The 19,118-nt window shown below is 67.5% G+C and carries 18 protein-coding genes; 5 read left to right on the top strand and 13 right to left on the bottom strand.

The annotated features are described in order from the left end of the window. Positions 1 to 2: 2 nt before the first annotated feature. The 5 genes from AB3K92_RS04600 to AB3K92_RS04580 all read right to left on the bottom strand — a co-directional run bounded on the left by AB3K92_RS04600 (position 3) and on the right by AB3K92_RS04580 (position 6,049). Complete coding sequence (locus tag AB3K92_RS04600) at positions 3 to 1,001, bottom strand: ketoacyl-ACP synthase III (protein ID WP_369464531.1); 999 nt, start codon at positions 999 to 1,001, stop codon at positions 3 to 5. Further along, complete coding sequence (locus AB3K92_RS04595; RefSeq protein WP_369464530.1) at positions 998 to 2,128, bottom strand: 3-oxoacyl-ACP synthase III family protein; 1,131 nt, start codon at positions 2,126 to 2,128, stop codon at positions 998 to 1,000. The genes AB3K92_RS04600 and AB3K92_RS04595 overlap by 4 nt, the downstream gene beginning before the upstream one ends. Next, entirely contained in the window at positions 2,107 to 2,994 is an 888-nt protein-coding gene (locus tag AB3K92_RS04590) for a hypothetical protein (protein WP_060331873.1), read from the bottom strand. Before AB3K92_RS04590 ends, AB3K92_RS04595 begins: the two co-directional genes overlap by 22 nt. Then, positions 2,991 to 4,655, bottom strand: a complete 1,665-nt coding sequence (locus tag AB3K92_RS04585) for an AMP-binding protein (protein ID WP_369464529.1) — start codon at positions 4,653 to 4,655, stop codon at positions 2,991 to 2,993. Before AB3K92_RS04585 ends, AB3K92_RS04590 begins: the two co-directional genes overlap by 4 nt. Positions 4,656 to 5,383: 728 nt before the next feature. Further along, positions 5,384 to 6,049 (bottom strand): TetR/AcrR family transcriptional regulator, encoded by a 666-nt coding sequence (locus AB3K92_RS04580; protein ID WP_059555889.1) that lies wholly within the window; start codon positions 6,047 to 6,049, stop codon positions 5,384 to 5,386. A gap of 93 nt (positions 6,050 to 6,142) precedes the next feature. Between AB3K92_RS04580 and AB3K92_RS04575 the strand changes: the two genes are divergently transcribed. Next, positions 6,143 to 6,973, top strand: a complete 831-nt coding sequence (locus AB3K92_RS04575) for an NmrA family transcriptional regulator (protein ID WP_113047641.1) — start codon at positions 6,143 to 6,145, stop codon at positions 6,971 to 6,973. Continuing rightward, positions 6,970 to 7,455 carry a DUF1772 domain-containing protein gene (locus AB3K92_RS04570; protein WP_059856117.1) on the top strand — a complete coding sequence of 162 codons (486 nt, stop codon included), beginning with the start codon at positions 6,970 to 6,972 and terminating at the stop codon, positions 7,453 to 7,455. Before AB3K92_RS04575 ends, AB3K92_RS04570 begins: the two co-directional genes overlap by 4 nt. 25 nt (positions 7,456 to 7,480) lie before the next feature. Here the strand turns inward: AB3K92_RS04570 and AB3K92_RS04565 are convergent, their stop codons facing one another. Further along, complete coding sequence (locus AB3K92_RS04565) at positions 7,481 to 8,281, bottom strand: helix-turn-helix transcriptional regulator (RefSeq protein ID WP_042973765.1); 801 nt, start codon at positions 8,279 to 8,281, stop codon at positions 7,481 to 7,483. A gap of 90 nt (positions 8,282 to 8,371) precedes the next feature. On the opposite strand from AB3K92_RS04565, the gene AB3K92_RS04560 reads away from it, so the two are divergent. Continuing rightward, positions 8,372 to 9,280: a DMT family transporter gene (locus AB3K92_RS04560; RefSeq protein WP_027792389.1), complete on the top strand. Its 909-nt coding sequence runs from the start codon at positions 8,372 to 8,374 to the stop codon at positions 9,278 to 9,280. Between the two features lie 26 nt (positions 9,281 to 9,306). After that, complete coding sequence (locus AB3K92_RS04555; RefSeq protein ID WP_060148284.1) at positions 9,307 to 10,254, top strand: ATP-binding protein; 948 nt, start codon at positions 9,307 to 9,309, stop codon at positions 10,252 to 10,254. An 8-nt stretch (positions 10,255 to 10,262) separates the two neighbouring features. On the opposite strand, the gene AB3K92_RS04550 is transcribed toward AB3K92_RS04555, so the two are convergent. The 4 genes from AB3K92_RS04550 to deoC all read right to left on the bottom strand — a co-directional run bounded on the left by AB3K92_RS04550 (position 10,263) and on the right by deoC (position 14,539). Then, positions 10,263 to 11,129, bottom strand: a complete 867-nt coding sequence (locus AB3K92_RS04550) for a DUF2071 domain-containing protein (protein WP_060375867.1) — start codon at positions 11,127 to 11,129, stop codon at positions 10,263 to 10,265. A gap of 108 nt (positions 11,130 to 11,237) precedes the next feature. Beyond that, the gene (locus AB3K92_RS04545) at positions 11,238 to 11,879 is read right to left on the bottom strand and encodes an ankyrin repeat domain-containing protein (RefSeq protein WP_059494050.1); all 642 of its coding nucleotides are present in this window, start codon (positions 11,877 to 11,879) and stop codon (positions 11,238 to 11,240) included. Between the two features lie 93 nt (positions 11,880 to 11,972). Continuing rightward, complete coding sequence (locus AB3K92_RS04540; RefSeq protein ID WP_369464528.1) at positions 11,973 to 13,508, bottom strand: catalase; 1,536 nt, start codon at positions 13,506 to 13,508, stop codon at positions 11,973 to 11,975. Positions 13,509 to 13,858: 350 nt separating this feature from the next. Continuing rightward, positions 13,859 to 14,539, bottom strand: coding sequence for a deoxyribose-phosphate aldolase (gene deoC, locus AB3K92_RS04535; RefSeq protein WP_059585868.1), 681 nt, complete (start codon positions 14,537 to 14,539; stop codon positions 13,859 to 13,861). A 146-nt stretch (positions 14,540 to 14,685) separates the two neighbouring features. Between deoC and deoR the strand changes: the two genes are divergently transcribed. Continuing rightward, entirely contained in the window at positions 14,686 to 15,456 is a 771-nt protein-coding gene (deoR, locus tag AB3K92_RS04530) for a DNA-binding transcriptional repressor DeoR (protein ID WP_021157862.1), read from the top strand. A 34-nt stretch (positions 15,457 to 15,490) separates the two neighbouring features. Here the strand turns inward: deoR and AB3K92_RS04525 are convergent, their stop codons facing one another. From AB3K92_RS04525 to rbsK, 3 genes are read right to left on the bottom strand one after another with little or no spacing between them, the layout of a single operon-like run. Then, positions 15,491 to 16,543, bottom strand: a complete 1,053-nt coding sequence (locus AB3K92_RS04525; RefSeq protein WP_369464527.1) for an aldose 1-epimerase family protein — start codon at positions 16,541 to 16,543, stop codon at positions 15,491 to 15,493. A gap of 2 nt (positions 16,544 to 16,545) precedes the next feature. Next, positions 16,546 to 17,919, bottom strand: a complete 1,374-nt coding sequence (gene fucP, locus AB3K92_RS04520; RefSeq protein ID WP_059862737.1) for an L-fucose:H+ symporter permease — start codon at positions 17,917 to 17,919, stop codon at positions 16,546 to 16,548. A 41-nt stretch (positions 17,920 to 17,960) separates the two neighbouring features. Next, positions 17,961 to 18,887, bottom strand: a complete 927-nt coding sequence (rbsK, locus tag AB3K92_RS04515) for a ribokinase (protein ID WP_059555877.1) — start codon at positions 18,885 to 18,887, stop codon at positions 17,961 to 17,963. Between the last annotated feature and the right edge of the window lie 231 nt (positions 18,888 to 19,118).

The following is a 19,118-nucleotide window of genomic DNA, read 5'->3' as shown; positions in this document are numbered from 1 at the left end:
GTTCAGCTCCGATAGAGCGCACAGGCCCATGTCGCGCCCGCGCCGTAGGTCACGAGGAGGTTGAGCTGGCCGGCCGGCATGCGGCCTTGCTCGCGGGCGAGGGAGAGCGCGACCGGAAACGCCGCGCTCGCCATGTTGCCCAGTTGATCGACGGAGATCATGCAGCGCTCGCGGGGCAGCCCGAGCCGCTCGATGACCGCGTCGAGGATGCGCAGGTTCGGCTGGTGCGGCACGACCAGGCCGATATCGCCGATCGTCAGCCGGTGCTTGTCGAGCATCTGCCGGCACGCGTCGACGATGCGGCGCGTCGCGTCCTCGAACATCGGCGCGCCTTTCATCCGGAAGTGGTGGCGGCCGGCCGCGATGTCGTCCGCGTCGATGAAGCGCGGGCGTCGCGCGCCGGGCGCCTCGGTGGCGAGCAGGTCGAACTGGGTGCCGTCGGCGCCGAGCGTCAGGTCGATCAGCCCGCGCGCCGGCTCGTCCGTCGCCTGCAGCAGCAGCGCGGCGGCGCCGTCGCTCAGCAGGATCGACAGGTTGCGCCCGGCGTTGCTCGTGTCGATGCGCCGCGACAGTGCCTCGGCGCAGACCAGCAGCACGTTGCGATACAGGCCGCTCGCGAGGAAGTGGCGCGCGATCTCGATCCCGTAGAGCCCGCCGCTGCATTGCGCGCGGATGTCGAAGCACGGCACTTCCCGCAAGCCGAGCCGGGGCTGGATGTAGCACGCCTGCGACGGGTCGTGATGATCGGGCGACAGCGTGTTGACGATCAGCAGGTCGACGTCGTGCGCCGTGACGCCCGCGTCGGCCATTGCGCGTTCCGCGGCCGGGCAGGCGAGGTCCGCCAGATGCTGATCGGGACCGAGATAGCGTCGCGCGACGACACCGGTGCGTTCGCGAATGAACGTGTCGCTGGTGTCGATCATGCCGGCGACTTCGTCGTTGCCGACGATTCGCTCGGGCAGCGCATGGCCGAAACCGGCGATGACGAGACGGGCGCTCATGCGTGACCCTCCTGTTCCGTCACGACGGCGACCGCGCCGCCCGCATCGGACACGACGGTTTCGCCCCAGCGCCACAATTGCGCGCCGAAGCCCCAGCCCGCGCCCGCGCCGGCAATCACGACCTTGGACCCCGGCCGGATCACGCCCTGCCGGATCGACTCGGCCAGCGCGAACGGCACGGCGGCCGACACGAGGCACGCGCAATCGGCCACGCGAATCACGTACTGATCGGGTCTGAGCCCGAGCCGCTGTGCCCATGAGCGCACGAGCAGCGCGGACGGCTGGTGGAACACCATCGCATCGACGTCGGCGATGCCGGTGCCGCTCCGGTGCAGCAGGCGCTCGACGATGTCGGGAATGGCCACCGGCATGAAACGCGAGATCGCCTCCTGCGCTTCGGGCTTGAGCGTGAAATACACGCCGAACGGGTTGTCGGCGCCGGTTTCCGCGTCGTCGTCGGCCGCGGCCTGCGCGTTGCGCCACTGCATCGTCACGAGGTCGTAGCGAGTGGCGTCGCTGTGATACGCGGCATCCAGCCAGTCGGCGCCGTCGGGGTCGGCCGGCTCCGCGACGAGCACGGCCGCGGCCGCGCCGTCGCCGAAGTTCGTCGACGACTTGCTCGTGTAGTCGACCACCGCCGACATGCGCTCCGACGAGCACACCAGCGCCCGTTTCACGCGCCCTTGCTTGATGAGGTTGGCGGCGAGCTGCAGTTGCAGCACGAAGCTCGCGCATTCCATCTCGATATCGGCATCGAGCGCGCGCGTGGCGCCGAGCCGGTCGCGCAGCGCGCGCGAGAGCCGCGGCGCGAACCGGCGCCGGCCGTCGTCGAGCGACACGAACGGCGATGTCATGTTGAACAGCACCAGGTCGAGTTCGGCGGGTTCCACGCCGGCACGCGCGAGGGCGTCGCGGGCCGTGCGCTCGGCCAGCGCGAGTTCGGATTCGCCGGCATCGGGGTCGATCATGTGGCGCGATTCGATGCCCCAGAATTGCCACCATTCCGCCGGAATGGGCTCGACGCCCGCGAAGACGGGATCGTCGTTGGGTACCTGGCGGGCCGGCAGGCGGCAGGCGAGACTTGCGATTCGGACGTTGTGCACCGTCAGACCTCCATCGTGCTGCACGCGATGCGCGGCCGGAACGGGTCCAGTGTCATGGCGATCACCGTCCGTTCATCGTCACGCAACGAAATCGAATCTGCGACGCGCGACGCGAGCCACGCGGGCAGCTGGAACGGGTTCGGGATCTCCGCCGGACCGGTGACGACGTCGACGCGGAAAGCATCCCGCGCGCCGGTGGCGATCGACGGCCATCCGCCCAGCCACGATTCGTAGAACAGCGTGGCGGCACGCCGGTCGATGCGGCTTTGCGCCGCGTCGAGCATTGCGTTGACCGCGGCGCCCGCATTGGCCGGTTCGGCGTCGAAGCGGCCGGTGGCGCGATCGAACCGGCTTTCGAAGCGGGCCAGCGACAGGCTGCCGTTCACGCGCCGGGGCGCGAGCGCGTCGAGCGTCGCGAACGGCGGGGAATCGAGGTCCGCGTAGCGGCTCGCATATGCACGGTCATGGCCGGACGGCGTCAGCACGATCGCGCCCGCACCGTCGGCGAAGCCGCTCTCGGCCACCTGCTCGACGTCCGCGAGCGCTTCCGCGCGAACGACGAGCGCGCGCCGATAGCCGAGCTGCCGGCAATGGCTTTGCGCGAGATCGAGTGCGAGCGTCCAGTCCGCATCGAGCAGGTCGAACACGGCCGCATGTCGCGCACGCAGGTCGCGCTGCACGGGGTGCGCCAGGCGCGGGCCCGCGATCGACGGCGCATCCGCCATCCGGCTGGGGGAGATCGACAGGCTGACGATCAGATCCAGTTCCGACGGCAGGCAACCGGCTTGTTGCAGCGCCTGCCTGGCCGCCTTGATCGCGTAGTCGTTCGCGCAGGATTGCGCGGTGGTCGCGGGGGCCGGAATGGCCGCCGCGGCGCCGAGAATTTTCATAGGATTTCTTCGCTTTGGACTGCTTGATTCATGGAACGCGCCGCGCCATGACCGGCCTGCCGGAGCACGGCACGCCGCAACTTGCCCGATTCGTTGCGCGGCAAACCGGCGGCGTGATAGGCCACGCGATGCGGGCACTTGTATGGCGCAATCACGCTTTTCACGTGCTGCTGAAGCTGCGTCGTCAACGCATCCGAGCCGTCGACGCCCGGGCGCAGCACCACGTGCGCGCAGATGAGCGTGCCGCCCCGTTCGTCGACGTGCCCGACGACGCCGCATTCGGCGATATCCGGATGGCGCAGCAGCGCCTGCTCCACTTCGCCGGGCGACACCGTGTAGCCGGAGGTGATGATCATGTCGTCCGCGCGTGCCTGGTAGAACAGGTAGCCGTCCTCGTCCAGGTAGGCGCTGTCGCCCGTCAGGTTCCAGCCGTGCTTGACGTAGTCGCGTTGCCGCGTGTCGTTCAGGTAGCGGCATCCGGTCGGCCCCTGCACGGCCAGGTAGCCGATCTCGTAGGGCGGCAGGCACTGGCCGTGTTCGTCCACGACGGCAACGCGGTAACCGGGCACCGCCTTGCCGATCGCGCCGTCCTTCGTGCCGGTATCGCCGGTCGACGCGAAGATGTGCAGCATCTCGGTCGACCCGATGCCGTCGATCAGGTGCAGGCCGGTGCGGATCTGCCACGCATCGCGCGTCCATGGCGGCAGCGCCTCGCCCGCCGACACGCATTTGCGCAGGGAAGAGATGTCGCACGGGTCGCGCTGGTCGAGATGGTCGAGCATGGCCCGATAGGCCGCCGGCGCCGTAAACAGGATGCTGACCCGATGCCGTTCGACGGCGGCCAGCAGCTGTTCCGGGCCCGCTTTCGGCAACAGCACGACGCTCGCGCCGACGCTGACCGGAAACAGCAGCAGCGCGCCGAGGCCGAACGTGAACGCGAGCGGCGGCGATCCGCAGAAGACGTCATCGGCCGTGGGCCGGAGCACGTGCTGCGGAAAGCAGTGGCAGGCCGCCATCACGTCGCGATGAAAATGGACGGTGGCCTTCGGTTCGCCAGTCGTTCCCGACGTGAACGCGATCAGGCAGGGATCGTCCGCGCGTGTTTCGGCGGCCGAGAATGCCGCCGAATGGCCGTCGAGCCAGCGCGCGTGCGGATGCGTGTCGTCCGTGTCGTAGCGTCGAACGTCGCCGCGCCACTGCAGGCTCGTCATCGCCGCGTCGAGTTCGGCGGACAGCCCGGCTTCGCAGATGACGTGCGTGACCCGGGCCCGCCCGATGATGGTCGACAGTTCTCCCGCGCGCAGCTTCGGCATCGTTGCGACGGCGATGCCGCCGGCCTTGACCACGCCGAACCACGCGGCGGCCAGCATCGGGTGATTCGCGCCGTGCAGCAGCACCCGATTGCCGGCCACGAGGCCCCCGTCATGGACGAGCAGGTTGGCGATCCGGTTGGCGGCATCGCGCAATTCGCGATACGACCACGTGATGCCCGACCCGGTCGTGATCGCGACCCGATCGCCCCAGCCGCGCTCGTCGACGGCGGTATCCAGCAGCGCGGCGGCGCAATTGAGAAACGGCGGAAACTGCAGCCCCGGCAATTCGAAGACGAACGTCGGCCAATCCTCGGCAGGGGGCAAATTCGCGCGGCAAAAGTCGTCCATCGTCAGCGCTCGCAAGAGTGTGAGTTCGAAGTTCGTGATAGCAGTGCGGTGCCGCGCGGGCCGTGCGCCATGACCGGGCGCGGCCCGCGAAGCCTGAATCGCGATGCCAAAGAGATGTGGTCGGGCCGGCAGGCATCTGCCGCCGAGCGACGCACGGCGCGCCGGGTCAACCGGATGAAGGCTGGCCGGTTTCGGTGGAGTGATATCGTCTCATTTGATTTTCAAAATAAACAATAATCGATCGGTTTAATTCAAATGCGCCTGGATCTGAAATTCATCGATCAATCTGGGTGGTGTCAAAAAAATATTGGCGCAAGCTTAACGGAATAAATATTGAAAAGTAAATGGAAGAATCGAAGGGTGATTGTGGTTATCGATTGAAATCGATTCCATTGATCATCGTCATTTTTTAATTAATCTGTTCCGGTAAATCATCTGGCGATTTGTTGACGCCGGCGGAGTCTGGCTGCCGCAATGCTGAATAAAGCGCCGCGGAGTTCATCGGCGCGAAACGCACGTTGCTTCACGAAGCGGATTGCGCTGCGCAAAAAAAAGAAAGCCCCGCGCTTTCGAGCGTAGCGGAACTTTGAGGCAGTTTGAATGGGGAATCAGGAATGCGGGCGCCGCGGTCTCGCGCTGCGCCCTTGGGGATTCTTGTAATTATATTGTCGAATATTCAATAACGAGCGGGGAATGGGAATTACCCGGTTATCAAATTCGTGCACGCCCTAGCTGTCGAGCACGGAAAGATTTTCCGGCAATGTTTGCTTGAACATCGCGAGAATCCTGCGCGCCGCTTTCGGCGGCAACTCGATCGCATGTCGCACCGCCGCGGCGATCAACACCATCGTCAATTCCGAGAACGCGGCCAACTGCACGTCGGGCACCGCCGGTGCGAGTTCCCGCAGCGCATCCGCCAACAGCCCCGCCAGAAACTCGCCGTCCGCCCGGTCGAGCGCCTGCAGTGCGCGGTCGGCCTGCGTGGCCCGCCAGATGTCGCGCATCAGCGGCTCGTCGACGAACATCCGGTAATAGCTGTCCGTGATGCGGGCGAGCGTGGCGTGCAGGTCGTCGAGCGACTTCATCGCGGCGAGATCGCGCCGCACGCAGTCGTGCCCGGCTTCGTTGTAGCGCTCCGCGAGCGTGCCGATCACGGCCGCCTTGTCCGGGAAGTACTGGTACAGCGAACCGAACGAGATGCCTGTGCGTTCGACGATGTCGCTCATCCGGAACGCGTCGCAGCCTTTCTCGATCATCACCTCCGACGCGCTCGCGAGAATGCGCTCGAACCGCTCGCGGCTGCGCTGCTGCGTCGGTACCAGCCGCGCGCGCGCCGGCGCATCCGCTGCCGCCGCGTCGGGCTGGTCGTTTTGCCCCGATTTTTGTCGGCCCATGCCGCCTCCGGAAAACCTTGACGTTGCTAATGCGAGAGTCTATCGTGTTTTCAAAATACGAGAAGTTCTCGTATTTAGTCAAAGGAGACGGTCATGTCGGCACTTCCCATCCTCATCGTCGGCGGTTCGGGCAAGACGGGCGCCCGCGTCGATGCACGGCTGCGCGCGCGCGGCATCGCGACCCGGCCCGTGTCGCGCACGTCGGCCGTCCGCTTCGACTGGACGGCGCCCGAGACGTGGCCCGCCGCGCTCGCGGGCGTGTCGGCCGCGTACGTGACCTACCAGCCCGATCTGGCGGTCGCGGGCGCGGTGGACGCGATCGCCGCGTTCGCGCGGCTGGCGCGGGAAAGCGGCGTCGAGCGCGTCGTGCTGCTGTCCGGGCGCGGCGAGCCGCGCGCGCAGGCCGCGGAGGCCGCGCTGCAGGCGTCGGGCGTGGGCTGGGGCGTGGTGCGCGCGAGCTGGTTCAACCAGAACTTCTCCGAGGGCTACCTGATCGACGGCGTGCTGGCCGGCGAAGTCGCGCTGCCGGCCGGCGCGGTGCGCGAGCCGTTTGTCGATGCGGACGACATCGCGGACGTCGCGGTGGCCGCACTCACCGAGGCGCGCGTCGCGAACCGCGTAATCGAGGTCACGGGCCCGCGCGCGCTGACGTTCGCCGAAGCGGTCGGCGAAATCGCGCGGGCCGCCGGCCGGCCGGTCGTCTATCGCGAGATTCCGGCCGATGCATTCGTGGCCGGATTGCGCGAGGCCGGCGTACCGGAGCCGGTCGTCGCGCTGCTCGACGATCTGTTCGGCGTGGTGCTCGACGGGCGCAACAGCGCGGTGACGCACGGCATCGAAGCGACGCTCGGGCGGCCGGCACGCGACTTCGCCGACTATGCGCGCGCGACGGCCGCGACCGGCGTGTGGAGCGCACGATCATGATCGCGTTCGTGACGCCCGTCCTGCTGTGGGGCTCGGCCATCGGCTGCGGGCTGATGGCCGGCGTGTACTTCGCGTTTTCGGCGTTCGTGATGACGTCGCTCGGACGGATCGCGCCGCAAGCCGGCGTGGCCGCGATGAACGCGATCAACGTCGACATCGTGCGTTCGCCGTTCATGCCGCTGTTCCTCGTCACGACGCTGATGGCGCTGGCACTGGTCGTGATCGCGCTGCTCGATCGCGGCCAGCCGGGGGCGATGGCCGCGCTCGCGGGCGGCGTGCTGTACGTATTCGGCATGTTCGCGGTGACGATGGCCGTCAACGTGCCGCTCAACGATGCGCTCGCCGCGGCCGATCCGTCGACCGCGCACGGCGCCGCGCTGTGGACGCGCTACGTGCACGACTGGACGAGGTGGAATCACGTGCGCACGGTCGCGTCGGCCGCCGCGTGCGTGTTCTTCATCGCGGGGATCGCGGCGCGGTAGCGCCCCCGTCGCGCACGGCCACGCGCTACGCGTAAAACGCCGACGGCGACACGCCGAAATGGCGCTTGAACATCGCCGAGAACGCGCTCTGGCTGCTGTAGCCGTGATCCATCGCGACGGTCAGCACCTTCTCGCCGTGCGCGAGGCGCTTGAGCGCGAGCAGCAGCCGCGCCTGCTCCCGCCAGCGGCGGAAGCTGAGCCCCGTCTCGCGCCGGAACGCGCGATGCAGCGTACGGACCGACAGGCCGAGCCGGTCGGCCCATTCGGCGATCGTGCGTGGATCGTCGGGCGCGGCGACGAGCGAGTCGCAGATCGTCCGCAGCCGTGCGTCGTGCGGCCACGGCAGGTACAGCGGCAGCAGCGGCGCGACCGTCACCTCGGCGAGCAGCAGGTGCATCAGGTGATCGTGGCGCGAGCCCGGCGCGTAGTCGAGCGGCACGTCGACCGCGGCGAGGATCAGCTCGCGCAGCAGCGGATGCACTTCCACCACGCAACTGCGCGCGGGCAGGTGCTCGACCGTGCCCGGTTCGACGAACACGGTGCGCATCTGCACGTCGCCGCTCATCTGCACCGTGTGGTCGAGGCCGGCTTCGAGCCACACGCCGCGCGTGGGCGGCACGACCCACGACGCGCCTTCGGACTGCACGTGCATCACGCCCTCGATCGCATAGAGCAGTTGCGCGCGGCGATGGCAGTGCGTCGGTATCGACGTGCCGTGCGGGTACGCCGCCGCCATCGCCGACACGGGCATCGGCGTCGATTCGTAGCGCAGGTGCGCAAGCGGCGGGGTGGGCTCGAGTGTCCGATTGGCGACAGGTCCTGACATTTTGGCGTGAGACAGGCAGTTGGGCGGGCGGGCACGATGGCGTTCCGATTCACGCCCGCACCCTGCCACGATATTAATCCGTCAAACGCGATGAACAAGCCTCCTTTTCTGTTTCCCTTCTGCGCGATCGCGCTGTGGGCCGGCAACGTGGTCGTGTCGAAGCTGTCGGCATCGACGATCGACCCGTCGGCGATCACGTTCTACCGGCTGCTGCTCGCCGTCGCGCTGATGAGCGTGTTCACGCTGCGCCCCGCGTGGCGCAACCGCGCGGCGCTCGTCGCGCACCTGCCGAAGCTCGCGGTGCTCGGTTTTCTCGCGATGGCGCTGTTCCAGAGCCTGTCCTACGAGGCCGCGAAAACGACGAGCGCGACCAACATGGCGATCATCACGGCGCTCGTGCCGCTGATGACGATGGCGCTCAGCTCGCTGCTGCTCGGCGATCCGCCGGGGGCCGGCATGATCGGCGGCGGGGTGCTGTCGCTCGCGGGCGTCGTCTACCTGATCGCCGAGGGGCACCCGACGACGATCGCCGCGCGCGGCGTGCATGCGGGCGACCTGCTGATGCTGGCCGCATCGGCCGCGTATGCGCTGTACGGCGTGCTGCTCAAGCGCTGGCGCATCGGCGCGCTGCCGGCGTGGCAGTCGACCTACGTGCAGGCGCTCGCCGCGCTCGTCTTCATGGTGCCGATGCTGCTGCGCCTGCCCGCGCAGGCGGCGTGGCCGACCCGCGCGAGCGTGCCGCTGATCCTGTATGCCGGCGTGCTGGCGTCGGTCGTGCTGCCGTACCTGTGGATGCAGGGCGTGCGGCTGCTCGGCCCGAGCCGCTGCGCGATGTTCATGAACCTGCTGCCGGTGATGACGGCCGGCGGCGCGATCGTGCTGCTCGGCGAATCGCTGCGGCTGTATCACCTGATCGGCGGCGGCGTCGCGCTCGTCGGCGTGGCGATCGCGCAGCGGTTCCCGTTCCACGCGAGTGCGTCGCAGGGAGTACGGCAATGAGCGGCGACCGCGACATGCAGAACCTGATGGCCGCGCTGCCGGACGCGCGCGCATCCGTCGACGGTCCGGCGCTCGCGCACCAGCTCGAACGGATCGCGACCGCGCTCGAGGCACTTGCGGGCACCGGCCGCCCGGCGGCCGTCGATTTCGACGCGGCCGTCGCGTTCCGCTGGCGCGGTTTCGACGGCGGGCCGCGCACGGCGCCGCTCGAACCGGTCGCGGCGCCCGCGCTGACAACGTTCGATGCGCTGCGCAACGTCGAGCGCCAGGTGGCGATCGTCGAACGGAACACGCGGCAGTTCGTGCGCGGGTTCGCGGCCAATCACGTGCTGTTGACCGGCGCGCGCGGCACCGGGAAGTCGTCGATCGTGAAAGCGTGCCTGCACGCGTTCGCGCCGCACGGGCTGCGGCTGATCGAGGTCGGCAAGGAACGGCTGAGCGATCTGCCGGCGATCGTCGAGCTGGTGCGTGCGCGGCCCGAGCGGTACATCGTGTTCTGCGACGACCTGTCGTTCGAGGCCGGCGAGACCGGGTACAAGGAACTGAAGACGGTGCTCGACGGCTCGGTCGCGAGCGACCTGTCGAACGTGCTCGTGTACGCGACGTCGAATCGCCGCCACCTGATGCCCGAGCAGGCGAGCGACAACGCGAACGTGTCGCGCGCGGAGAACGGCGAGCTGCATCCGGGCGATGCGGTCGAGGAGCGGATATCGTTGTCCGAGCGCTTCGGGATCTGGGTGACGTTCTACGGGTTCACGCAGGATGCGTACCTGGCCGTCGTCGAAAGCCGGCTCGTGGAAGCCGGGTTCGATGCGGAGCAGATCCGCGCGGCGCGCGAACCGGCGCTGCAGTGGGCGCTGGAACGCGGTGCGCGGTCGGGGCGGATTGCCGGGCAGTTCGTGCGGGATTACCTCGGGCGGCTGGCGGACGAACGCGACGCGGACGAACCCGCGCACGCGCGGCGCGCGGGTTGAGCGGGGCGTTACAGCACCCGCTCCGACAACACGCGGAACGCCACATCCGGCACGACGAAGCACAGCGGTTCGCCGGTCGCGCCGATCCGTGCGAGGAAGGCGCCGCCGCCGACCGGTTCGACCGGTTTCAGCGGCCGGACCGCATCGATGTCGATCGGCAGGTCGATCGACGCATGGGCGAGGCCGTCGCAGTCCGCGACATGCGCGACGGCCGCGTGCTGCAGCGACAGGTAGGCGACGGCGTCGCGCCAGCTTTCGAAGAACGGCGCGAACGCGGCGGGTAGCGTGTCGTCGTTCGACACGGCCGCCGAGCAGTGGAAATCGGGCGCGCTTCCGGTCCCGCCTGACAGCAGCGTTCGATAACGTCCGTCCTGCACGGCATGGGTGAAACGCGCGGCGAGATGCGACGGCAGCGCGTCGCTGAAGAGCCGGCTGCCGAGCGCATAGAGCGGATGATCGAACACGTTCTTCACGAACAGCACCGTGCGATCGGCCGGCACGCCGCCCGGCAGCGCATCGACGTAAAGCCGCCAGTTGCTTTGCAGCGGCGACGGGAACACGCGTCGCAGCGGGCCCGCGATACGCGGGCCGAAATGGCGGTGCGCGTAGGTGAGGATCGTGAACGGCGTGCGGCCGTCGCGGCTCGCGAGCGTGACGCCGCGCGGCACCAGGTGCGCGACGGCGGCGACATCGACGAGCCACGTGCAGTACACGACGTTCTCGACTTCGCTCGCGAGTTGCAGGAACGGCAGCCGCGACAGCAGCGCGCGACGTGCGCGCAATAGCGGGCGGCTCGCGACGAGCCGGTTGGCGAGGCGGCCGACGGGGCCGGCGGACGGGTAGACGAAGGCGTTGTCTTGGCGCATGACCGGCATTGTGCCGATGTCGCGGAGCGGGCGGAAGAGGCGCCTTCGTCGAAACGGTCGGTGCCTGCTTTGCCGATCGGAAATCATGCCGTTGAAGGCAGGTTCAAGGTCGAGCAGTCACGGTCTCGAGCGCAACGTCACATCGGCATTCGGTGTCGCGCCAACCTTTTCCAGTGCGGCCACCGCGGCGTCGTTGCCTTGCAGGATCGCGTTCTGCAGTGCGGTGCGCCCGAGCGCATCGACGTGATCGGGGTTCGCGCCGTGTGCGACGAGCACCGGCAGCATGTCGAGGCGGCCGAACAGCGCGGCGAACGACAGCGCCGTTTCGCCGGCGTGATTGGTCTGGTCGATCGGGCAGTGCGTATCGGCCAGCCGCTTCGCGATCGCGGTCTCGCCCTTGAACAGCGCGCCCATCAGGGCCGTGTTGCCGTGACGATCGCCGAGACACGGGTCCGCGCCGTTGCGCAGCAGATAGTCGAGCGTTGCAGGCTGGTCGCGATAGGCGGCCAGGATGACCGCCGTATAACCTTCGCGTGTCGTCGCGTCGATCGGATAGCGCGCGTCGACGAGTGCCTGCAGGATGTCGATGCGACCGAGGCGCGCGGCGGCGAACCATGCGTCGTCGTAGCGGCGCAGGTCGGTGTGCGCATCGGGGTGCGGCACGGCCGCGGGCGGTGCGGTTGGTGCGCAGGCCGCGAGCACGACGGCTCCGGCGATCGCGAGCGCGCGGGAGAGGGCGGTTCGGAGTCGATTCTTCATCAGCAATGCGCGCCGCGCATGGCCGCGCGGCGCAATCGGATCGATGGGTCGGGACGCGAAGGCCGCACCGGCAGCCTTCGCGGGATTGCCCGATCAGTTCTCGACGAGTTTGTCGGCGAGCGATTTCACGCGGGTCAGGTCGGCGTGCGTGGCACGCGCCAGGCGCGTCCCGTAGTCCGCATCGGCCTTGTAGAAGTACGACAGCATCGCGTACTTGTTCGCGTCGTTCGTCACGTGGTTCAGGTCACCCGACAACGCGGTCACCAGATCCTGCCGCTCCTGCGCGGGCAGCGTGCGGTAGTACTCGCCCGCCTGCCGGAAGTTCAGCGTCTTGCGGATCGCGGCTTGTTGCGTCGTGCCGGCAAGCGGCGTCTGGACCGACTTGTACCGCGGGTTCTGCGCGAGTTCGTTCAGCGCCGACGGCTCGTAGTTCACTTCGCCCTTGCGGTCGCCGAAGTTCATCGCGCCGTCCTGGTTGTTGTTCGTGACGGGCACGCGCGGACGATTGATCGGCAACTGGTTGAAGTTCGCGCCGAGGCGGTACATCTGCGTATCGGCGTACGAGAACATCCGGCCCTGCAGCATCCGGTCTTCCGACGGCTCGATGCCCGGCACCATCCGAGACGGGGCAAAGGCGGATTCCTCGGTCGACTCGAAGTAGTTGTCCGGCACACGGTTCAGCGTCAGCGTGCCGATCTTGCGCTCCGGTACGCCGGTCCATACCTTGGTGTCGTCGAGCGGGTTGAAGTCGAACGCGTCGAGCTCGGACGGCTTCAGCACCTGGATGTAGAGATCCCACTTCGGCGCGTTGCCCGCCTTCAGTGCGCCGTACAGGTCGTTCGTCATCAGGTTCCAGTCGGCACCGATCGAACCGGGAATGTCCTTCGGGCGCAGCCCGTGCATCCCTTGCGCGCTCTTCCAGTGGAACTTCACGTACGTGTACTTGCCGTCGGCGTTGACGAACTTGAATGCGTGCACGCCGTAGCCGTCCATGTTCCGGTACGAATCGGGCATGCCCTCGATCGAGTACAGCCGGGTCAGCATGCTGGTTGCTTCGGGCGCGTGCGCGAAGAAATCGAACGCGAGGTTCGCATCCTGCACGCCGGTGACCGCGCTCGGCTTGTTCGCATGGACGAAGTCCGGGAACTTGATCGCGTCGCGGATGAAGAAGATCGGCAGGTTGATCCCGACCAGATCCCAGTTGCCCTGTTCCGTATAGAACTTCACGGCGAAACCGCGCGGATCGCGCGCCTGCTCGGGCGAGCCGCGATAACCCATCACGGTCGAGAAGCGGACGAATACGGGCGTTTTCGTGCCGGGCGTGAAGACCTTGGCCGTCGTCAGGTCGCTGATGTCGGCGCTCGGCACGAATTCACCGAACGCGCCGGTGCCGCGGGCATGCACGACACGCTCGGGGATGCGTTCGCGATCGAAGCGCTGGAGTTTTTCGATGAGATGCGAGTCTTGCAGGAGCACCGGCCCGTTCGGCCCGGCTGTCTGCGAATTCTGGTTGTCGCCGACGGGCGAGCCGTTGTCGCGCGTCAGTTCGGCAGCGTGGTTGGAAGAGGCCAATGCGACGCAGGCCGCGGCAATCATGCTCTGCAAGAAGCGATTCGCGGTGTTTGACATATCGATGAGGTTCCTTGGATGAAATTCGGGGGAAGACCCCGCCGAACTGTAGTCTCGTCGACATGCGCGATGCCAATTGAATCTCTCTAATTGAGTGATAGGTGAGCGTTGGTTCTTGCCGATGATTCGGTTAACTAAGTTATTTTATCGCTGGTCTCAGGGTGGCAGACTAACGCGATACGGGCCATGGATGCTCCATCGATCTGAAGCAGCGCAGTACGTGCGTGGAACCGGATCGACGACGCGACGACCATGCCGACTGCCATGCCGCTGAAAATGATCGACAACGCGCGTGGTGGCCGCGGCGGCGGCGCGAAGCGCACCACCGCAGCCGTCAGCGCCCCGCGTCGTCAATACGCCGATTCGCCGCCGCCCTGGTCGGTGACGATCGCCACCCCCGAGCTCGTGCCGAGCCGCGTCGCGCCGGCCTCGATCATCGCCAGCGCGGCCGCGCGGTCGCGCACGCCGCCCGATGCTTTCACGCCGAGCACGGGGCCGACCGTGCGGCGCATCAGCGCGACATCCGCGAGTGTCGCGCCGCCGTGGCCGAACCCTGTCGACGTCTTCACGAACGCGACGCCGAGATCGCGGCACATTTCGCACACGCGCACCTTCTCGTCGTCGGTCAGCAGCCCCGTTTCGAGGATCACCTTGAGCGGCACCGCACCGCAGGCGCGGTGCACGGCTTCGATGTCGGCCTTCACGTCGTCGGCGCGGCCGCTCTTCAGCGCGCCGATGTTGATCACCATGTCGATCTCGCCGGCGCCCGCCGCGATCGCGGCGGTGGCTTCGAATGCCTTGGCGGCCGACAGCCCCGCGCCGAGCGGAAAGCCCACCACGGCGCAGACGAGCACGCCGGTATCGGCCAGCTCGCGCGCGGCGAGCGGCACGTTCGCCGAATTCACGCAGACCGAGTAAAAGCGATGCTCGGCCGCCTGGCGGCAGAGGTCGCGGATCTGCGCGTCGCTCGCGTCGGGCGCGAGCAGCGTGTGATCGATGGTTTGAGCGAGTTGGGCGTTGGAAAGCGGCATGTTTCAGGACTCCACGGATCGTGTGCCGGAAGGGCACACGGAAAGTTGATGTTTTCACATCGGTTTGTTACAAATACGACATTCCGGCCGGGCCCGCGCGCCCGGCACGACAAGCGACGGACGCGGCGCGCACGCAGGATACTGGCATGGAAACGAAGAAGGGCGAACGAATCAAGACGCTGATGAACGTGCTGCAAGGGCAGAACGCGATTCATCTGAAGGAAGTCGCCGAGCTGTTCGGCGTATCGGAAATGACGATCCGCCGCGATCTCGCGGACAACCCGCACGGCCTCAGCCTGATCGGCGGCTACGTGACCCGCCACTTCGCCGCGCAGCGCAGCGACATCGGCGAGTACGTGGTCAGCGCCGAGAACAACCGGCAGACCGAGGAGAAGCGCCGCATCGGCAAGCTGGCCGCGCAGTTCGTGACGACCGGCGACACGATTTTCGTCGACTGCGGCTCGACCACGCCGTTCGTCGTCGACTTCATTCCGGACGACCTCGAATTCACCGCCGTCTGCAATTCGCTGAACGTGTTCGCGAAGCTGCAGCAGAAGCCGCATTGCAGCGTGATCCTGTGCGGTGGTGCGTACCATCGCAAGAACATGGTGTTCGAGTCGGTGGCCGAGACGGGCATCCTCGATACGGTGCGCGTGTCGAAGGCGTTCATCTCGGCGGCCGGCGTGAGCGACCGCTGCGGCGTGACCTGCTTCAACTTCCACGAAGTCGACGCGAAGAAGAAGGTGATGGAACGCGCGCAGAACCGCTTCCTGCTCGTCGACCACACGAAGTTCGACGAAGTGCGCGCGGCTTATTTCGCCGAGCTGACCGACTTCAACTACGTGATCTCGGACGGGCAACTGAGCAGCCGCTACGAAACGGCGATCCGCGAACACGGGATCGCGCTCGTGACCTGACGCCGCGCGGGCGGGCATCGCGCTTTGCATCGCCTCAGGCATGGCGGGCTTCCGCCGCGCTCAGGTAGCCCGTGACGACTTCGAAGCGGCGCGCCGCGCCCGGCGCGAGGGTCGCGACATGGCCCTTGCGGCGCTCGGCCTGATAACCCTCCGGCTCGCAGGTCGACGGCAGCGCGAAGGCGGCGACCTGCTGGTCCGCGTTGTGCAGGATCCACCGCGTCGCGTGCGGGAATTGCTCGGGGCGGTACGCGGTGTGGAATGCGCCGCCGTCCGGATGCTCGAGCCGGAAATGCGCGACGCCGCCGGCATCCGTTTCCGCATCGTTCATGAAGAACACGATCTCCGGGTCGTACAGCGCGGGCGCATCGAGCGTGTGAAGCCGTTGCGGGTCGCGCGCGAGCGTGGCCGTGTAGTCGCGCCACGCGGCGGTCGGCTTCACGTGCGCGGGCACGCTGTCGCGCAGCCGCAGCCCGTTGTGCGGCAGCGACTGCACGAAACGGCCGCCGGGCACGTACGCGTAGTTCAGGTGCGCCATGTACATCAGGTCCATCGGCGTGCCGCCGAGATTCGTCACGTCCATCGAGATCGTCATCTGCGCGTCGTGCTCCGCAAGCCGCACCGACGGACGCGCCATGTAGTGGCTGCCGAAACCCTGCACGTATTCGTACTCGCCGGTCACTTCGACGAACGCACCGCCCGCATCCGCGCCGATGACCAGGCTCGCGCGGTCCATCGGCGCGCACGGCATCTCGCCGTGCAGCGCGTGCGTGTCGTCCGGCCCCGGGCAGCCGTTGCGCAGCAGCCCGCTGTGGAACATGAAGCAGCCGTAGGTATCGATGATCGAAGCCGCGCGTTTCGGTTGCCGGAACATGTGCTTCATCGTCAGGTCGCGGCCGTCGAACGCGGCGGCCCAGATCATATGGCCGAGATACGGCAGCACGACGAGATGGCCGCGCCGGTTCTCGAGCTTCAGCGCCTCGACGCCGGACGGATACGCGAACGCGGTGACGGTCAGGCCGTCGGTGCGGTACAGCGTGCGCGGCGTGTCGCGGAAGTCGTCGCGCCGCAGTTCGATTTCGCCTCGCATGCTCATGCTCCCGACGTGTTGCGCGTGGCGGCGTAGCGCGCGGATGCGTGGCCGTCGGCGGTTGCGTCGGGCGTCGCGGCGGGCAGGTGGCGCAGGCAGTAGAAGCCGTAGTAGACGATCACGACGAAGCAGGCGAGCGGCACGACGAACGCGAGCTGCATGTTGCCGCCGGTGTGGTCGGAGATCAGCCCCTGGATCAGCGGCACGACCGCGCCGCCGACGATGCTCATCACGAGGATCGAGCCGCCGTATTCGGTGTCCTTGCCGAGCCCGTCGATCGTGAGGCCGTAGATGGTCGGCCAGCACGGGCCGAGGAACACGCTCACGCCCACGGCCGCATAGACGGCCGTGATGTTGTGCACGCTGATCGTGTACGCGAGCAGCGCGATGCACAGAATGCCGTAGACGATCAGCACCTTGGCCGGGCCGACGCGCTTCATCACGAGCGTGGCGACCAGCTTGCCGACGAAGAACGCGAAGAACGTCGCGAGCAGGTAGTGCGACGCGCCGCGCTCGGTGAGGCCGCCGATCTGCATCGCGAGCCGGATCGTGAAGCTCCACACGCCCACCTGCGCGCCCACATACAGGAACTGCGCGACGACGCCCGCGACGAAGCGCCGGTTGCCGAACAGGCGCGCGAGCGTGCCGCGCGCATCGATCCGGTGCGTGGCCGCGCCGGGGCCGTTGCCCTTGCAGGCCGGGTAGGGCGTGAGCGCGAACACGATGAACACGGCGACGAGCACGACGATCAGCCACTTGTACGGCTCGAGCGTGGCCTGGATCATCGCGAGCTGGTGCACGTGGGCGTCGGCCGCCGACATCGCGGCAAGCTGCGCGTGCGACGCATCGCCTTCCTTGAAGATCAGGAAGCTGCCCATGTAGACACCGGCCATCGCGCCGAACGGATAGAACGTCTGCGAGATGTTCAGCCGCCGCGTGCTGGTTTCGCGCGGGCCCATCAGCGTCGAATACGAGTTCGACGCGGTTTCGAGGAACGACAGGCCCGCCGCGATCACGAACAGCGCAACGAGGAACATCCCGTACTTCGCCATCGACGCGGCGGGGAAGAACAGCAGGCAGCCGGTCGTGTAGAGCAGCAGGCCGACCAGGATCGTCGTCTTGTAGCTGAACTTCTTCACGACGGTCGCGGCGGGAATCGCGAGGAAGAAGTAGCCGAGATAGAACGCGGACTGCACGAACGCCGATTCGAAATCGGACAGGAAGAACGACTTCTTGAACTGCGCGATCAGCACGTCGTTCAGGTTCGCGGCGGTGCCCCACAGCGCGAACAGGCAGCACAGCAGCGTGAAGGCGAAGAGCGGCGTGCGGTTCAGGTAATAGCCGTCGGGTGTGTGTTCGATTCTGGCTCGGCCCATGGGTGTCTCCTTCCTGGTTGTCTCGTCGATGAAGGCGCCGTTCAGATGCCGGCGTCGCGGAGGAAGCGTTCGAACGTCGCGGTGTCGGCGTACGACTTCTGCGTGCCGAGGCCCGTGACCGAATGCGCGGCATACGCGGACGCGTAACGCATCGCGTCGAGCGCGTTGCGCGATGCGGCGTAGCAGCGCGCGAAGCAGCCGATATAGGCGTCGCCGGCGCCCGTCGTGTCGCGCGCGTCGACCGGCACGCCGGGCACGTGCCGCACGCCGTCGCGCGAGACCAGCAGCGAACCGTCGCTGCCGAGCGTGACGAGCACGTGCTTCAGCCCGCGCGCGACCAGCGCTTCGGCGGCGCGTGCCGCAGTGTCGCGCGAATCGACCGGCATGCCCGACACGATCGCGAGCTCGGTTTCGTTCGGCACGAAGAATTCGACGGTGCGGATCCGCTCGAAATCGAGATCGGCGACCGCGGGCGCGGGGTTCAGCAGCACCGGGATGCCGTGGCGTGCGCCGAATTCGATCGCGTGATAGACGGTGTCGAGCTCGATCTCGAGTTGCAGCACGATCAGTGCGCATTCGGCGAGCTGCGGCGCGGCCGCGTCGATGTCGGCCGGCGTCAGGTGGCGGTTGGCACCCTTGACGATCAGGATGCTGTTGCTCGAATCGGGCTCGACGAAGATCGGCGCGACGCCGCTCGGTACGCCAGCGACCTTGCGCACGTGCGTGGTGTCGATGCCTTCGCGCGCGAAGTTGCGGATCGTGTTGTCGGCGAATACGTCGTCGCCGACCTTCGTGACCATCACGACACGCGCGCCGAGGCGGGCGGCCGCGACCGCCTGGTTCGCGCCCTTGCCGCCGCAGCCCAGTTCGAAATTCGGCGCCTCGAGCGTTTCGCCCCGGGCGGGCATGCGTGCGACATAGGTCACGAGGTCGACCATGTTGCTGCCGATAACGGCGATTGTCTCCATCTGCGTCTCTTCCTTGGTATGGGGGGTGCGCCGCGCGGGTGGTGGGCGACGGCATGCACGATGTGATAATAAAATCACATTGGATGTGAAAATGCAATCACATGATGTTTGAAGGGTTACGCATCGGCGCGCGATGCGGATGGGGCGGCTTCTCGGGGAAATCGACGTGTTGGCCGGTTTTGCCGTCGGATGTCGGATGAATTCGACGCGGCAGGGCCCCGGCGCTGCGGA

The sequence above is a fragment of the Burkholderia sp. Bmkn7 genome (genome assembly GCF_041103175.1).
Classification (GTDB): domain Bacteria; phylum Pseudomonadota; class Gammaproteobacteria; order Burkholderiales; family Burkholderiaceae; genus Burkholderia; species Burkholderia cepacia.
The sequence above is the reverse complement of the archived record's forward strand: the minus strand, read 5'-3'. Positions and strand labels throughout refer to the sequence as shown.

What these genes read in the sequence shown, in the direction of transcription:
- AB3K92_RS04600 (WP_369464531.1), bottom strand. Translation starts at nt 1,001, where the DNA reads ATGAGCGCCCGTCTCGTCATCGCCGGTTTCGGCCATGCGCTGCCCGAG.
- AB3K92_RS04590 (WP_060331873.1), bottom strand. Translation starts at nt 2,994, where the DNA reads ATGAAAATTCTCGGCGCCGCGGCGGCCATTCCGGCCCCCGCGACCACC.
- AB3K92_RS04585 (WP_369464529.1), bottom strand. Translation starts at nt 4,655, where the DNA reads ATGGACGACTTTTGCCGCGCGAATTTGCCCCCTGCCGAGGATTGGCCG.
- AB3K92_RS04580 (WP_059555889.1), bottom strand. Translation starts at nt 6,049, where the DNA reads ATGGGCCGACAAAAATCGGGGCAAAACGACCAGCCCGACGCGGCGGCA.
- AB3K92_RS04575 (WP_113047641.1), top strand. Translation starts at nt 6,143, where the DNA reads ATGTCGGCACTTCCCATCCTCATCGTCGGCGGTTCGGGCAAGACGGGC.
- AB3K92_RS04570 (WP_059856117.1), top strand. Translation starts at nt 6,970, where the DNA reads ATGATCGCGTTCGTGACGCCCGTCCTGCTGTGGGGCTCGGCCATCGGC.
- AB3K92_RS04565 (WP_042973765.1), bottom strand. Translation starts at nt 8,281, where the DNA reads ATGTCAGGACCTGTCGCCAATCGGACACTCGAGCCCACCCCGCCGCTT.
- AB3K92_RS04560 (WP_027792389.1), top strand. Translation starts at nt 8,372, where the DNA reads ATGAACAAGCCTCCTTTTCTGTTTCCCTTCTGCGCGATCGCGCTGTGG.
- AB3K92_RS04555 (WP_060148284.1), top strand. Translation starts at nt 9,307, where the DNA reads ATGGCCGCGCTGCCGGACGCGCGCGCATCCGTCGACGGTCCGGCGCTC.
- AB3K92_RS04550 (WP_060375867.1), bottom strand. Translation starts at nt 11,129, where the DNA reads ATGCCGGTCATGCGCCAAGACAACGCCTTCGTCTACCCGTCCGCCGGC.
- AB3K92_RS04545 (WP_059494050.1), bottom strand. Translation starts at nt 11,879, where the DNA reads ATGAAGAATCGACTCCGAACCGCCCTCTCCCGCGCGCTCGCGATCGCC.
- AB3K92_RS04540 (WP_369464528.1), bottom strand. Translation starts at nt 13,508, where the DNA reads ATGTCAAACACCGCGAATCGCTTCTTGCAGAGCATGATTGCCGCGGCC.
- deoC (WP_059585868.1), bottom strand. Translation starts at nt 14,539, where the DNA reads ATGCCGCTTTCCAACGCCCAACTCGCTCAAACCATCGATCACACGCTG.
- deoR (WP_021157862.1), top strand. Translation starts at nt 14,686, where the DNA reads ATGGAAACGAAGAAGGGCGAACGAATCAAGACGCTGATGAACGTGCTG.
- AB3K92_RS04525 (WP_369464527.1), bottom strand. Translation starts at nt 16,543, where the DNA reads ATGCGAGGCGAAATCGAACTGCGGCGCGACGACTTCCGCGACACGCCG.
- fucP (WP_059862737.1), bottom strand. Translation starts at nt 17,919, where the DNA reads ATGGGCCGAGCCAGAATCGAACACACACCCGACGGCTATTACCTGAAC.
- rbsK (WP_059555877.1), bottom strand. Translation starts at nt 18,887, where the DNA reads ATGGAGACAATCGCCGTTATCGGCAGCAACATGGTCGACCTCGTGACC.